This is a genomic window from Serratia sp. OLAL2 (assembly GCF_002752475.1).
GTDB lineage: Bacteria > Pseudomonadota > Gammaproteobacteria > Enterobacterales > Enterobacteriaceae > Serratia > Serratia bockelmannii.
This window is the reverse complement of sequence record NZ_MSTL01000003.1, coordinates 159,032-173,327: the sequence shown is the minus strand read 5'-3', so window position 1 is coordinate 173,327 and position 14,296 is coordinate 159,032. Positions and strand designations below refer to the sequence as shown.

Here is a 14,296-nt window from a genome sequence, read left to right as displayed (position 1 = left end):
GCTAATGAAATACCAGATTTCACCTTCACTGATGTGCATGAACCTGATGGATATCCGCCAGCAATTGGCGGTGCTGAATCGCCGCGCCGATATGCTGCATATCGACATCATGGACGGGCACTACGTTAAAAACATCACGCTGTCGCCGTTCTTTATCGAACAGATCCGCCCGCACACCTCGTTGTTGCTGGATGTGCATCTGATGGTGGAGAACCCGACCGATTTCATCGACCCGATCGCCCGCGCCGGCGCGGACTTTATCTGCCCGCACGCCGAAACCATCAACCGCGACGCGTTTCGGGTGATCAATCAAATCCGCGCGCTGGGCAAAAAAGTGGGGGTGGTGCTGAACCCGGCCACGCCGGTGGAGTTTATCCGCCACTACCTTCACCTGCTGGACAAGGTCACCGTGATGACCGTCGATCCGGGCTATGCCGGGCAGCCGTTCATTCCCGAAATGCTGGAAAAGATCCGTCAGTTGCGCGATCTGAAACGCCAGCAAAATCTGCGCTATCTGATCGAGATCGACGGATCCTGCAATCAGCGGACCTACCGCGATCTGATGGGCGCCGGCGCGGAGGTGTTGATCGTCGGCAGCTCCGGGTTGTTCAACCTCGATCCGGATCTGGAGACGGCATGGGAAAAAATGCTGGATCAAATGCGGCAGGCGGCCTGAGGCGGGGGACATGATGCGGCATTTTCTTGGCGTTGACGTCGGCGGCACCAATACCCGCCTGTTGTTGATGAATGATGACGGCGAGTTCAGCGGGTACCGCAAGATAGCGACCGCCGACTGGGCGCAGCAGGCCGATCCGCTGGCGGCGTTGGGCCGCCTGATCGCCGGGCATTGCGAGGATCGTCAGGTGGCGCAGGTGATGCTGGGGCTGCCGGGGATCCTCAGTCGCGATCGCTCGCGGGTGCTGTCGCTGCCGTTTATCCCGGCGCTGGACGCCCAGCCGGTGGCGGCGCTGTTGGCCGATTTGTTGGCGTTGCCGGTGCGAATGGACAAGGACGTCAACCATCTGCTGTGGTGGGATTTGCAGCAGCTGCCGGCGCTGCCGCAGGTGGCGGTGGGGCTGTATCTGGGCACCGGCATGGGCAACAGCCTGTGGCTGAACGGCGACTTTTATCACGGGGCGCACGGCGCCGCCGGCGAGCTGGGTCACATTCCCTGGCCCGGCCATCAGGGCGAGTGCCCGTGCGGTAAACGGGGCTGCGTCGAGAGTTTGACCTCCGGCCATTGGCTGACCGGCTGGGCGCGCGCCAACGCGGCACAAACGCCGTTCGACCGGCTGTTTGAGCGCCACGGCGATCATCCGGATCTGCGGTGCTTCGTCGAACGATTGGCGCAGACCATCGCCATCGAAATGAACGTGCTCGATCCCCAGCGGCTGATCCTGGGCGGCGGCGTGATCGCCATGAGCGGTTTCCCGTTGGCGCACCTTGAGCAAGAGATCCGCCGCCATTTACGCGGGCCGCAGCCGGCGCAGGGGCTGGCGATCTCCGTCAGCCGCCTGACCGATGAAACCGGCAGCAAAGGCGCCTGCCTGGCCGCCCGGCGCCACCTCCAATTGAGCAGGGAGTACCCGCAATGAAAGGCAAAGTCTGCGTGTTCGGTTCGTTCAACCTAGATATCGTCGCCGGCATGGCGCGCTTTCCGCAGCCCGGTGAATCGCTGATCGCCCGCAACAGCATGATGGGCGCGGGCGGTAAGGGCGCCAACCAGGCCACCGCCGCGCTGCGCGCCGGGGCGCGGGTGCATTATATCGGCAAGGTGGGGCGCGACGACTTCGGCACCTTCGCCCGGCGCCACCTCGCCGCCGCCGGTTTCGATGCGGTGACGCTGTTCTCGACCGGCGATTGCCCCACCGGCAATGCGCTTATCTATGTTGCCGGCGAGGAGGCGGAAAACATGATCGCCGTCGATCCCGGCGCCAACCTGACGGTCAGCGAAGACGAGGTGCGTCAGTGCCGCCCGGCGATCGCCGCGGCGGATATTCTGTTGACCCAGTTGGAGAACAACCTGCCGGCGATTGAGCAGGTGATCGCCATCGCCCGCGAAGCGCAAACGTTCATCATACTCAACCCGGCGCCGTTTCAGCCGGTGCCGGACAGCCTGTTGGCGCAGGTCGATCTGCTGACGCCCAACGCCACCGAGTGCACGTTGCTGACCGGCGTGCCGGTGCGCGATGTGGCTTCGGCGCGCCAGGCGGCGCAGGTGTTGCACGCTAAGGGCATTCGTTTGCTGATCGTGACGTTGGGCACGCAGGGGGCGTTGTTCTCGGACGGGGAAAACAGCGAGCTGATCCCGGCGTTTCCGGCGCAGCCGAAAGACACCACCGGCGCGGGCGATGCGTTTAACGGCGCCCTGGCGGCGCAGCTGGCAAATCAGGTGCCGTTAGCCGATGCGGTGCGCTTTGCCGCCGCCTACGCATCGGTCTGCGTGGAACGGGCCGGGGCGGCGGGATCGATGCCGAGCTATGAGGAGGCGTTGGAACGCCAGCAGGCGTTCGCTTGACGAAGACGGGCTGCGGCCAAGAAGCGGCAGCCCGGTCCCTTACTTCAACCAGCCTTTGCGCTGCGCATCCCGCAGGTGTTGCTCCATATGGTGCCACAGCTCGGGGTGTACGTCGGCGATCGATGCATTGCGCGCCAGCACCTGCTCCAGGCTGATGCCGTTTTCCACCCAGCTCTGGCCTTCATTGTGCAGGTTCATCAGCATCGGCATGGTGCGATCCAGCAGCAGAGCGAAGCGTGCATCGGCGCTTTCGCCATCTTCATACTCCTGCCATAAAGCGGTGAAATACTCGCGCTGAGCCTCCGGCAACATGCCGAACAGACGACGTGCCGCCGCCACTTCCTGATCGTGGATCGCTGCGCGGGCCGCCAGATCGTAGACCAGCACGTCGCCGGCGTCGATTTCTACGATGTCATGCAGCAGCGCCATCTGGATCACGCGCTGAATGTCTACGTCATCACCGGCGTAGGGCGCCAGGCTCATGGCGGCGATGGCGAAGTGCCAACTGTGTTCGGCGGAGTTTTCCTGGCGCTGGGTGCCCAGCACTTTGGTGCGGCGTTGAACACCTTTCAACTTATCGATTTCCATCAGGAATTGGATGACTTGGGTCATTGAGCCGAAATCTAACGCGGGTACAGCGGATGACATGGTGTAAACCTCAAGGTGGGTGGGTTGAAGCCTGACGATTGTAGACCACCGGGCGGGGGATTTCGATGGTTACACGCGTTCACATTTTTATTTTAGCGTACACGTGTACACTGGAATTATTCTCAGTTAAGCTGCTTTGCGTTAATTTCGAACAAAGCAGGGCATTTTGAGGGGTTGCGCGTTATGGGGAAAACGGACGTAGTGAAAGCCGGGAGCAATAAGATTGTCGCCGCGGCTTATCCGTGGGCGGAAGAGATCGCCAACAGCATCAGCCACGGCATCGGGCTGGTGTTCGGCATCGTCGGCCTGGTATTGCTGTTGGTGCAGGCGGTGAATACCGGCGCCGATGCGACGGCCATCACCAGTTACAGCCTGTACGGCGGCAGCATGATCCTGCTGTTTCTCGCTTCCACGCTCTACCATGCGATCCCGCATCAGAAGGCCAAGCATTGGCTGAAAAAATTTGACCACTGTGCCATTTATCTCCTGATTGCCGGCACTTATACCCCGTTTTTACTCGTGGGGCTGGATTCGCCGCTGGCGAAGGGCCTGATGGCGGTAATCTGGGGATTGGCGCTGCTCGGCGTGCTGTTCAAGCTGGCCTTCGCCCACCGTTTTGAAGCCCTGTCGCTGGTGACCTACCTGACGATGGGCTGGCTGTCGCTGATCGTAATTTATCAGTTGGTTACGCGGCTGGAGGCCGGCGGCGTCACGCTGCTGGCGATCGGCGGGGTGGTCTATACCCTGGGCGTGATTTTCTACGCCTCCAAGCGCATTCGCTTTGGCCACGCCATCTGGCACGCCTTCGTGCTCGGCGGCAGCGCCTGCCATTTCATGGCGATCTACCTCTACGTCTAAGCGTTCCCGCTACGTATGAATACGTATTGAACTGGCGCCTCTTTTGTTTTAAAAAAGAGGCGCTTGCTTCTTTCGGGTATCCAGCAAGCCCGTTCCTTCATTTCTGAGCCCGCATACCGTTTCTTTAACCTCTGTTCAGGACTCACCAAGATGATCGTTCGCTTATCCAAAGCGCTGCTGGTCTGCGCTATCGCCTTGTTCGCTTCGCTGGTCGCCTTCGGCAACATCACCGACTACGGTTCCAACTTCGCCTTCGTGCGCCACGTCTTTATGATGGACACGATTTTCCCCGACGCCACCATCGGATACCGCTCGATACAGACGCCGTGGCTGCATCACGCCGGTTATATTTTCATCATCGCGCTGGAAAGCCTGACCGCGCTGCTGTGCTGGATTGGCGGCCTGCGTTTGTTGGGCGGCCTGAAACTGCCTGCGCACGCCTTTAACGGTCGGAAAAAGCTGGCGGTAGTGGGGCTGACGCTGGGTTTTCTCACCTGGCAGGTCGGCTTTATGTCGATTGGGGGCGAGTGGTTTGGCATGTGGATGTCGAAGCAGTGGAACGGCGTGCCGGATGCGTTTCGCTTCTTCGTCACCATCATTCTGGTGCTGATTTATCTGGTGCAGCGCGACGGGGAATTGGACGAGTAATGAAGATGGCCGCAGGCAGGGCGCCTGCGGCCGACGGATTATTTCTCTTCGGCCAGCGAGTAGGGCAACGGTTTGATCGCCAGTTGACTGGCGGCATCGTCGCGCACCCGCAACTGGCTGTCGGCATCCAAATCGTTGTTCATCACCACCTGTACCCACAGCGTGCCGTCGGCCAGTTGGCTCGACGCCAATACGGTGCCGGTGCGGCGCCAGTTTTCACCCAGTTGGAGCTCCAGATCTTCCGCCGCCTGCGGGGCGCGGGCCGCTTTACCTTCCAGCCAGTAGAGCGCCCGCTTGTTGGCACCGCGGAATTTGGCGCGCGCCACCATCTCCTGACCGGTATAGCAGCCCTTGCTGAAGCTGATGCCTTCCAGCGCCTGCAGGTTGGTAGCCTGCGGGATCAGCTGTGCGCTGTTGGCAGCGTCGATAACCGGATAACCGGCTTCGATCTCCAGCGCCAGCCATTGGCTGCTGTCATTCAGCTCTGCCTGGTCATGCAGCTTGCCGATCAGCTGTTCGGCCACGGCGGGGCGGGTCACCAGCAGAAAACGTTCCGCCGGCGTAGCGAAGTGCAGAATCGTGGTCTCGCCGTCCTGCACCACCGGGTGCTCGGCGTCCGGCAACGTGGCGAACAGGCCCGACAGCGCGGCGCGCGCCTGGAAACCGGCGACGCCCAGCAACACCGCGTCATTATCGGCGGCGATAGTGACTTTGGAGAACACCGCGTATTTTTTGATTTCAGCCAGCTGGCTGTCCAGCACGCTGCGGCGTTCCAGATAGGCGAAGCCTTCGCCACGGTGGAACAGACGCAGGTTGCTCCACATTTTGCCCTTGGCGTCACAGTGGGCGCACAGCACGTGCTGATCGGCCGCCAGCGCGTCGATGTCCGCCGTCACCTGGCCCTGAAGATATTTCACTGTGTCCGGCCCGTTCAACGTCACCAGCGCCCAATCTTCCAGCGAGATCAGCGTCAGGGGGAGATGGGTGGAAGCGGAGGGCTGACGGGGTGGGAATGGAATGTTATGCGCCATAGTAAGTTCCTGCTCAACGTTTAGCTTACCTGAAGGGTATTGAACCCATGGTAAAAGAGGCGGCGGGCTTTGCAAACTGTTATTCGCGCCGTGGGACCGGGGGGCGCTTTTTTTGGCATTTTGCGCTTTATTACGTTTTCCGCAGCAAAGCGCCTTCCCGGCGTGTATGTCAAATTGTTACTCTATAGGCTTGCGGCCAGGGCACCCTTGCAGACAGATCCCCGGCTGATGGAATTATATTGCGACGGCGTTGCCATACAGTGTGTCATTTGAACCCTGCGCTGGCGCTGCCGCGCTGAAAAGAGGTGAGTCATAACAACATGGATATTAACAACAAAGCACGTATTCACTGGGCTTGCCGTCGTGGCATGCGCGAGCTGGACATCTCCATCATGCCGTTCTTCGAATACGAATACGACAGCCTGAATGACGCGGACAAGGCGCTGTTTATCCGCCTGCTGGAGTGTGACGATCCCGATCTGTTCAACTGGCTGATGAATCATGGCGCGCCGCAGGACGGCGAGCTGCAGAGAATGGTGACCCTGATCCAAACGCGAAATAAAGACCGTGGCCCAGTGGCGATGTGATATCCGCATTTCCTGGCGCACCCAGCTTTTTTCCCTGTTGACTCATGGCGTTCTGATCTTGCTGATCCTGATTTCGCCCTGGCCGGAAGGTTATGGCCCGCTTTGGCTGGTGCTGCTGACGCTGGTGGTGTTTCAGTGCATTCGTAGCCAGAAGCGCATCGCCGCAGTGCAGGGCGAGCTGCGGCTGCTGGCGGACCGGCGTTTCAGCTGGCACGGCCGAGAATGGCGGCTGGCGAAAAAGCCCTGGATGCCGGGCTACGGCCTGCTGCTGACGCTGCAGCCGATGGAAGGCAAAAAGCGCCGCCGGCTGTGGCTGGCTTCCGACTGCATGAGCAAAGAGGAGTGGCGCCACCTGCGGCAGCTGTTGCTGTATCCGCCGGCGGGTAACGGCGAGGAACCCTGATGAAACCCGTGCTCTGGTTGGTGGAGGATGAACCCAGCATTGCCGATACGCTGGTTTACACGCTGGAGAGCGAAGGCTTCGAAGTACGCTGGTTCGAACGTGCGGAACCGGCGTTGCAGGCGCTGGCGCAAGGCGCGCCCGCGCTCGCTATCCTCGATGTCGGTTTGCCGGATATCAACGGTTTTGAATTGTGTCGCCGCCTGCTGGCTCAGGCGGCTGACCTGCCGATTCTGTTTCTTACCGCCCGCAGTGATGAAGTGGATCGCCTGATCGGGCTGGAGATCGGCGCCGACGACTATGTCGCCAAGCCGTTCTCCCCTCGCGAGGTCAGCGCCCGGGTGCGCACCATTTTGCGCCGCCTGCATAAGCAGCAGCGCCTGCAACAGAGCGCGCGCTACCATTTCGGCGCTTTCACGCTTGACGAAGACGCGGCCACCATCTCCTACCATCAGCGGCCGCTGCCGCTGACCCGTTACGAATACTTGCTGCTGAAGACGCTGTTGTTGGCGCCTGGACGGGTGTTCTCGCGGCAGCAACTGATGGAAAGCGTTTGGGCGCAGGCGGAAGAAAGCCTGGATCGCACCGTCGATACCCACATCAAGACGCTGCGCGCCAAGCTGCGTGCGGTTGAGCCCGGTGAGCCGCCCATCCACACCCACCGCGGATTGGGCTACAGCGTGAGCCGCCAGCCATGAAAATTGGCCTGCGCCTGCTGCTGGGATATTTTCTGATCGTGGCGGTGGCCGGGTACTTCGTGCTGAGCATTTTCGTCCAGGAAGTGAAGCCCGGCGTGCGGCGCGCTACCGAAGGCACGCTGGTGGACACCGCCAACCTGTTGGCGCAAATCGCCCGTCAGGACATGCAGCGCGGCGATGCGGCGCATGGCCAACTGGCGCAGGCGTTCACGCAGCTGAACCAGCGGCCGATCGGCGCCAATATCTCCGGCATCCGCAAGGATCGCAGTGAATACCACGTCTATCTTACCGATGCCCAGGGCCGGGTCATTTTCGATTCTGCCGGCCGCGCGCAGGGGCAAGACTACTCGCGCTGGAATGACGTTTATCGGACGCTGCGCGGCCAGTACGGCGCCCGCAGCACCCGTAGCGATCCAGAAGATGAAAACAGTTCGGTGATGTATGTGGCCGCGCCGGTGATAGAACAAGGGCGTATTATCGGCGTGCTCACCGTGGGCAAACCCAACAGCACCATGGCGCCGGTGATCAAACGCAGCGAACGGCGCATTCTATGGGCCGGCGCGTTGCTGCTGGGGATTGCGTTGCTGATCGGCGTGGTATTCGTCTGGTGGATCAACCGTTCGATAGGCCGGCTGGTGCGTTATGCCGACGGGGTGGCGCAAGGGGAAAGCGCGCCGCTGCCCAAAGTGGGCGGGCGGGAATTGACGCAGCTGGCGCAGGCGTTGGAGAGCATGCGACTGAAGCTGGAAGGTAAAGCTTATATCGAACAGTATGCACATACCCTGACGCATGAGCTGAAAAGCCCACTGGCGGCGATCAGGGGCGCGGCGGAGCTGTTGCAGGAGCTGCCACCGCCGGATACCGCCCGGCGTTTTCTCACCAACATCGAGCAGCAAAGCGCACGCATCCAGCAGCTGGTGGACAAACTGCTGGTGCAGGCGCGGCTGGAGAGCCGGCCAGACATGGAGACCGCGCCCATCGCGATCGCGGCGCTGGTCAGCCAGACGATGGCGGGCAAAGAGGCGCAGGCGATGCAGCGCGGCGTCAGATTGCAACTGGAGGCGTTGGCGGAGGTGACGCTGAACGGCGATGCGTTGCTGATCAGCCAGGCGTTGACCAACCTGCTGGACAACGCGATCGACTTTACCCCGTCGGGCGGGTGCGTCAGCGTGCGAGGCGAACGGCGGGAACAGCATTACTGCATCAGCGTCTGTGACGACGGCAGCGGCATTCCTGACTACGCCCTCGATAAAGTGTTCGAACGTTTTTATTCGCTGCCGCGCGCCGAACGGCCGAAAAGCAGCGGGCTGGGCCTGAACTTCGTGCAGGAAGTCGCCCGTCTGCATCATGGCGGCATTCACCTGCGCAACCGCCGGCCGCACGGGGTGGAAGCGACTTTCATGTTATCGCTGTGACTTCACCTTCCCTTCACATAACCACATTCTGATTTCACCTGCGGGTTTTATCGTGGCCTTATTACCTACGAGGAGCGAGCATGATGAAATCGGTACTTTTCTGGAAAATAACCACGCTGCTGGGATTGATGGTGGTGATGTTGATCCCCATCGCCCAGCTGATGAGCGTGATCGACGAACGCAGCGGCTATCGGCAAAGCGTGGTCGGGCAGGTGAGCGAAAGCACCAGCGGGGCGCAGCGCGTGCTCGGTCCGTTGATTGTCATTCCCTATGTCGAACGCGAAGAGAAGAAAGACGAGAAAGGACAAACGGTAGTGCAGCGGGTGCAGCATTACCGCTATTTGCTGCCGGAGTCGCTTCAGGTACAGGGCGCGCCGAATGTGGAGGTGCGCAAGTTGGGCATTTATCAGACGCAGGTTTACCAGGGGCCGCTGAACTTCAAGGTGCGTTTCGGCCAGCCGGAGCTGACGGATTTGCAACGCGCCAACGTGACCGTCGGCCAGCCGTTCCTGCTGGTGGCGCTGAGCGACTCTCGCGGCATCAAGCGCATTTCCCCGCTGGCAATGCCGCAGCCGGTGGCGTTTGAACCGGGCACCGGCGTGGGATCGTTGCGCCAGGGGATCCACGCCCCGCTGACGCTGGCGATGCTGCAACAAAAAGAGGGGCTGAACGCCGACTTCACCCTGACGTTGGCGGGCACCAGTAGCCTGTCGCTGGTGCCGCTGGGGCGCAGCAGCGAGCTGCAGCTGCAAAGCAACTGGCCGCACCCGAATTTCCTCGGCAACTTCCTGCCGGACGAACGCAAGGTGACGGAGCAAGGGTTTAGCGCTCGCTGGCGCAGCACCTGGTTTGCCAACAACATCAACAGTGCGTTCCATTACGACGATGCCATTATCGACGAGGACAAGCTGCCGGCCTTCAGCGCCAGCCTGGTCGAACCGGTCGATCACTATCAGCTGACCGAGCGCGCGGTCAAATACGCGCTGCTGTTTATCGGGCTGACGTTTATGGCGTTTTTCCTGTTCGAAACCCTGACCGGGCTGCGGGTGCACCCGATTCAGTACCTGCTGGTCGGCGCGGCGCTGGTGTTGTTCTACCTGATTTTGCTGGCCTTCTCCGAACACCTGGGATTCGCTCTCGCTTATCTGGCGGCCAGCATCGCCTGCAGCGGGCTGATCGGTTTCTATCTGAGCGCCGTACTGCGCGGCAAGCTGCGCGGTGCGCTGTTCGCCGCGAGCCTATTGTTGTTGTACGGCGTGCTCTATTTGCTGTTGCAGTCGGAGGACAATGCGTTGGTGCTGGGAGCCGGGCTGCTGTTCGCCATTCTGGCGGGCATTATGCTGTTGACGCGCAAACTGGACTGGTATCAGGTGGCCGATCCGGCGCGTTTGACCAAGGAAACACCGGTCGGGGAAGATGAGCCACGCTTCCGGCTGTGGAAATAAGCGAGGGGAATCGGGCGCGCTCAGCGCCCGATAGCGGCTACAACAGCGGCTCCATCTCCAGCAGGATCTGTTCGCACCATTGCTGCAGGCGCTCTTCGCTCAGATCGTATTGGTTGACCTCATCGAGCGCCAGGCCGACGAAGTGTTTGCCGTCGGCGCTCAGCGGTTTGGGGCTGGTGAACTCGAAGCCCTCAGTTGGCCAGAAGCCGATGAACTGCACGCCCAGCGGCGCGATGTGATCGTGCAACATGCCCAGCGCGTCAAGGAACCACTCACCGTAACCGAGCTGATCGCCCATGCCGTACATGGCGACGATCTTGCCTTTCAGATCCAGCTCTGGCAACTGCGGCCAGATCGCTTCCCAGTCTTCCTGCAGTTCGCCGAAATCCCAGGTCGGGATGCCGAGGATCAGAATGGAATAGTCCTCCATCAGCTTGGGCGAGACGTCTTTCAGGTTGTGCAGGTCGACCAGGTCTTCACCCAGAATCTCACGGATTTTTTCTGCCGCCATCTCGGTGTAGCAGGTGCTGGAGCCGTAAAACAGACCAATCTTCATGTGTAAACCGTTACGTTGCTGTTTAGAGAATTGCAGCGAGTATACCTGATTTGCGTCGGCTTAAGGCATAATGGCGCGGGTGGAAATGCAACAAAGAGAGGACCGCGTGCAACAGCAAGACAATGCGCTGATTGAACAATTCCTGGATGCGCTGTGGCTTGAGCGCAATCTGGCGGAAAATACGCTGGCCTCCTACCGGCTGGATTTGCAGGCCCTGGGCGCCTGGCTTGGCCAGCAAAATACCACCTTGCTGCAGGCGCAGGCGTTGGATTTGCAGGCGTTTCTCGCCGAGCGGGTGGACGGCGGCTACAAGGCCACCAGCTCCGCGCGTTTGTTGAGCGCCATGAGGCGCCTGTTTCAATATCTGTACCGCGAGAAGCTGCGCGCCGACGATCCCACCGCGCAACTGGCGTCTCCCAAGTTGCCGCAGCGTTTGCCGAAGGATCTGAGCGAGGCGCAGGTCGATGCGCTGTTGCAGGCGCCCTGCGTCGATCAACCGCTGGAGCTGCGCGACAAGGCGATGCTCGAAGTGTTGTACGCCACCGGGCTGCGGGTTTCCGAGCTGGTGGGGTTGAGCATCAGCGACGTCAGCCTGCGCCAGGGCGTGGTGCGGGTGATCGGCAAGGGCAACAAGGAGCGGCTGGTGCCGCTGGGCGAAGAGGCGGTCTACTGGATCGAAAATTACCTGGAGCACGGCCGCCCATGGCTGGTCAATGGCCAGACGCTGGATGTGCTGTTCCCCAGCACCCGCTGCCAGCAAATGACCCGACAGACGTTCTGGCATCGCATCAAACACTATGCCATCCTTGCGGGCATCGACAGCGAGCGTCTGTCGCCGCACGTGTTGCGGCACGCGTTCGCCACCCATTTGCTGAACCATGGGGCCGATCTCCGTGTCGTACAGATGTTGTTAGGGCACAGCGATCTCTCGACCACGCAAATTTATACACATGTAGCGACCGAACGACTGAAACAGCTACATCAACAGCATCACCCGCGCGCCTGAGCGGCGGGTTCGAAAGGATTGGAACAATGAAAAAAGGTTTAATGCTGCTCTCTCTGCTGGTGGCTTCGGTGGCCGGCGCCGCCCATGCCGATGACGCGGCGATCAAAAAAGCGCTCGCCAGCCTGGGTATCCAGCAGGCGGACGTGCAGCCTTCACCGGTCAACGGCCTGAAAACCGTGCTGACCGACAGCGGCGTGCTATACGCCTCCGAAGACGGCAAGCACATCCTGCAGGGCCCGCTGTTTGACGTCAGCGGCAAAGAGCCGGTCAACGTGACCAACCAACTGCTGGGCACCAAGATGGACGCGCTGAAAGATCAGATGATCGTTTACAAAGCGCCGAAAGAGAAACACGTGATCACCGTGTTCACCGATATCACCTGCGGTTACTGCCACAAACTGCATCAGCAGATGAAAGAGTACAACGATCTGGGCATTACCGTGCGTTACCTGGCATTCCCGCGCCAGGGGTTGGCTTCCCAGGCTGAAAAAGACATGCAGTCGATCTGGTGCACCGCCGACAAGGCCAAGGCGTTCGACGCCGCCATGAAGGGCGATGCCGTTTCTCCGGCGACCTGCAAAACCGACATCAGCAAGCATTACGAGCTGGGCGTGCAGTTCGGCATTCAGGGCACGCCGGCCATCATCCTGGAAAACGGCATGATGATCCCGGGCTATCAGGGGCCGAAAGAGATGGCCGCCATGCTGGATGCGCACCAGGCCGCCACCAAAGCCGGTGGTTAATCGCCGGTGAGTATCAAAACGCAACTACGCCGCCGCCCGGCGGCGGACGACACGCATCTGCCCGCCAGTTTGCCGCCGCTGCTGCGTCGGCTTTACGCCCTGCGCGGCGTGCAGGCTGAGCAAGAGCTGGAACGAGGCGTCAAGGGCATGCTGCCCTGGCAACAGCTGGACGGCATCGTCGACGCCGTCGGCCTGCTGCAACAGGCGCTGGCCGACGGCCGCCGCATCATGGTGGTGGGCGATTTCGACGCCGACGGCGCCACCAGCACCGCGCTGACGGTGCTGGCGCTGCGCAGCATGGGCGGCGCAGCCGTCGATTATCTGGTGCCTAACCGTTTCGAAGACGGTTATGGCCTGAGCCCCGAAGTGGTGGAGCAGGCGGCGGCGCGCGGCGCAGAACTCATTGTCACCGTCGATAACGGCATCTCCTCCCACGCCGGCGTCGACGTGGCGCACGCCAAGGGTATGCAGGTGCTAGTGACCGATCATCACCTGCCGGGCGAGACCCTGCCGGCGGCCGAAGCGATCGTTAACCCCAACCTGCGCGGCTGCGCCTTCCCGTCCAAATCGCTGGCGGGGGTTGGTGTCGCGTTCTACCTGATGCTGGCGCTGCGCGCCCGCCTGCGGGACAGCGGCTGGTTCGAGCAGCGCGCGCTGGCGATGCCCAATCTGGCGGAGCTGCTGGACCTGGTGGCGCTCGGCACCGTGGCCGACGTGGTGCCGCTGGATGCCAACAACCGTATTCTGGTGTATCAGGGGTTAAACCGCATCCGCGCCGGCAAATGCCGACCGGGCATCCGCGCGCTGCTTGAAGTGGCTAATCGCGATGCCCGCCAACTGGCGGCCAACGATCTCGGTTTCGCTCTCGGTCCACGCCTCAATGCCGCCGGCCGGCTGGACGACATGTCTATCGGCGTGGCGCTGCTGCTGAGCGACGACATTGCGCAGGCGCGTATGCTGGCCAACGATCTCGATGCGCTGAACCAGACGCGACGCGAGATAGAGCAAGGCATGCAGGTGGAAGCCCTGCAGCTGTGCGATCAGCTGGAGCGCACCAGCACCGAGCTGCCTTACGGGCTGGCGATGTATCACCCGGAATGGCACCAGGGCGTGGTGGGCATCCTCGCTTCGCGCATCAAAGAGCGTTTCCACCGCCCGGTGATCGCGTTCGCGCCGGCGGGCGACGGCATACTGAAAGGCTCCGGCCGTTCGGTGCCCGGCCTGCACATGCGCGATGCGCTGGAGCGGCTGGATATGCTGAACCCCGGGCTGATGATGAAGTTCGGCGGCCACGCGATGGCGGCCGGATTGTCGCTGGAAGAGGCCAAATTCGACGAGTTCCGCCAGCGTTTCGGCGAGTTGGTGGGTGAATGGCTCGATCCGGCGATGCTGGAAGGGGTGATCTGGTCCGACGGCGAACTGGCGATGCAGGAGCTGTCGCTGACAACGGCGGAGCTGCTGCGCGAGGGCGGCCCGTGGGGCCAGGCGTTCCCGGAACCGACCTTCGACGGCAAGTTCCGCATCCTGCAGCAGCGGCTGGTGGGCGAGAAACACCTGAAGCTGATGGTGGAGCCGCTCGGCGGCGGCCCGTTGCTCGACGGCATCGCGTTCAACGTGGACACCACGCTGTGGCCTGACAGCAGCGTGCGCGAGGTGGAACTGGCCTACAAGCTCGACGTCAACGAGTTTCGCGGCAACCGCAACGTGCAGCTGCTGATCCAGCATCTTTGGCCGCGCTGAGGC

16 protein-coding genes are annotated in these 14,296 nt (G+C 61.5%); 13 read left to right on the top strand and 3 right to left on the bottom strand.

The annotated features are described in order from the left end of the window. Window positions 1–4 precede the first annotated feature (4 nt). From alsE to rbsK, 3 genes are read left to right on the top strand one after another with little or no spacing between them, the layout of a single operon-like run. Complete coding sequence (gene alsE, locus BVU99_RS04345; protein WP_033639463.1) at window positions 5–676, top strand: D-allulose 6-phosphate 3-epimerase; 672 nt, start codon at window positions 5–7, stop codon at window positions 674–676. Between the two features lie 10 nt (window positions 677–686). Beyond that, entirely contained in the window at window positions 687–1,595 is a 909-nt protein-coding gene (alsK, locus tag BVU99_RS04340) for an allose kinase (RefSeq protein WP_099817448.1), read from the top strand. Then, complete coding sequence (gene rbsK, locus BVU99_RS04335; RefSeq protein ID WP_025304128.1) at window positions 1,592–2,518, top strand: ribokinase; 927 nt, start codon at window positions 1,592–1,594, stop codon at window positions 2,516–2,518. Before alsK ends, rbsK begins: the two co-directional genes overlap by 4 nt. 39 nt (window positions 2,519–2,557) lie before the next feature. Here rbsK and BVU99_RS04330 read toward each other — a convergent pair whose 3' ends face one another. Then, window positions 2,558–3,166: an HD domain-containing protein gene (locus tag BVU99_RS04330; protein ID WP_025304127.1), complete on the bottom strand. Its 609-nt coding sequence runs from the start codon at window positions 3,164–3,166 to the stop codon at window positions 2,558–2,560. Between the two features lie 183 nt (window positions 3,167–3,349). Between BVU99_RS04330 and BVU99_RS04325 the strand changes: the two genes are divergently transcribed. Together BVU99_RS04325 and BVU99_RS04320 are read left to right on the top strand one after the other, a co-directional pair. After that, window positions 3,350–4,024 carry a hemolysin III family protein gene (locus BVU99_RS04325; RefSeq protein ID WP_033639467.1) on the top strand — a complete coding sequence of 225 codons (675 nt, stop codon included), beginning with the start codon at window positions 3,350–3,352 and terminating at the stop codon, window positions 4,022–4,024. Window positions 4,025–4,174: 150 nt separating this feature from the next. Further along, on the top strand, window positions 4,175–4,672 hold the full coding sequence (locus BVU99_RS04320; RefSeq protein ID WP_025304125.1) for a DUF2165 domain-containing protein: 498 nt from the start codon (window positions 4,175–4,177) through the stop codon (window positions 4,670–4,672). A gap of 38 nt (window positions 4,673–4,710) precedes the next feature. Here BVU99_RS04320 and ygfZ read toward each other — a convergent pair whose 3' ends face one another. Continuing rightward, window positions 4,711–5,703: a tRNA-modifying protein YgfZ gene (gene ygfZ, locus BVU99_RS04315; protein ID WP_099817449.1), complete on the bottom strand. Its 993-nt coding sequence runs from the start codon at window positions 5,701–5,703 to the stop codon at window positions 4,711–4,713. A gap of 320 nt (window positions 5,704–6,023) precedes the next feature. On the opposite strand from ygfZ, the gene sdhE reads away from it, so the two are divergent. From sdhE to creD, 5 genes are all read left to right on the top strand, one after another. After that, window positions 6,024–6,290, top strand: coding sequence for an FAD assembly factor SdhE (gene sdhE, locus BVU99_RS04310; RefSeq protein WP_004931679.1), 267 nt, complete (start codon window positions 6,024–6,026; stop codon window positions 6,288–6,290). Continuing rightward, window positions 6,271–6,693 carry a protein YgfX gene (locus tag BVU99_RS04305; protein ID WP_025304123.1) on the top strand — a complete coding sequence of 141 codons (423 nt, stop codon included), beginning with the start codon at window positions 6,271–6,273 and terminating at the stop codon, window positions 6,691–6,693. The genes sdhE and BVU99_RS04305 overlap by 20 nt, the downstream gene beginning before the upstream one ends. Then, window positions 6,693–7,388 carry a two-component system response regulator CreB gene (gene creB, locus BVU99_RS04300; protein ID WP_025304122.1) on the top strand — a complete coding sequence of 232 codons (696 nt, stop codon included), beginning with the start codon at window positions 6,693–6,695 and terminating at the stop codon, window positions 7,386–7,388. The genes BVU99_RS04305 and creB overlap by 1 nt, the downstream gene beginning before the upstream one ends. Beyond that, window positions 7,385–8,803 (top strand): two-component system sensor histidine kinase CreC, encoded by a 1,419-nt coding sequence (gene creC, locus BVU99_RS04295; protein ID WP_089181251.1) that lies wholly within the window; start codon window positions 7,385–7,387, stop codon window positions 8,801–8,803. Before creB ends, creC begins: the two co-directional genes overlap by 4 nt. 80 nt (window positions 8,804–8,883) lie before the next feature. Beyond that, window positions 8,884–10,248 (top strand): cell envelope integrity protein CreD, encoded by a 1,365-nt coding sequence (gene creD / locus BVU99_RS04290; protein WP_099817450.1) that lies wholly within the window; start codon window positions 8,884–8,886, stop codon window positions 10,246–10,248. 37 nt (window positions 10,249–10,285) lie between these two features. Here creD and fldB read toward each other — a convergent pair whose 3' ends face one another. Next, a complete protein-coding gene (gene fldB / locus BVU99_RS04285; protein ID WP_025304119.1) occupies window positions 10,286–10,804 on the bottom strand; it encodes a flavodoxin FldB in 519 nt (172 codons plus the stop codon). 85 nt (window positions 10,805–10,889) lie between these two features. Between fldB and xerD the strand changes: the two genes are divergently transcribed. Genes xerD through recJ form a run of 3 tightly spaced genes read left to right on the top strand, consistent with a single transcriptional unit; the run spans window position 10,890 to window position 14,293 of the window. After that, window positions 10,890–11,810 carry a site-specific tyrosine recombinase XerD gene (xerD, locus tag BVU99_RS04280; RefSeq protein ID WP_154747450.1) on the top strand — a complete coding sequence of 307 codons (921 nt, stop codon included), beginning with the start codon at window positions 10,890–10,892 and terminating at the stop codon, window positions 11,808–11,810. A 26-nt stretch (window positions 11,811–11,836) separates the two neighbouring features. Then, on the top strand, window positions 11,837–12,553 hold the full coding sequence (gene dsbC / locus BVU99_RS04275) for a bifunctional protein-disulfide isomerase/oxidoreductase DsbC (protein WP_025304118.1): 717 nt from the start codon (window positions 11,837–11,839) through the stop codon (window positions 12,551–12,553). A gap of 6 nt (window positions 12,554–12,559) precedes the next feature. After that, on the top strand, window positions 12,560–14,293 hold the full coding sequence (gene recJ, locus BVU99_RS04270; protein ID WP_099817451.1) for a single-stranded-DNA-specific exonuclease RecJ: 1,734 nt from the start codon (window positions 12,560–12,562) through the stop codon (window positions 14,291–14,293). Window positions 14,294–14,296: the final 3 nt, after the last annotated feature.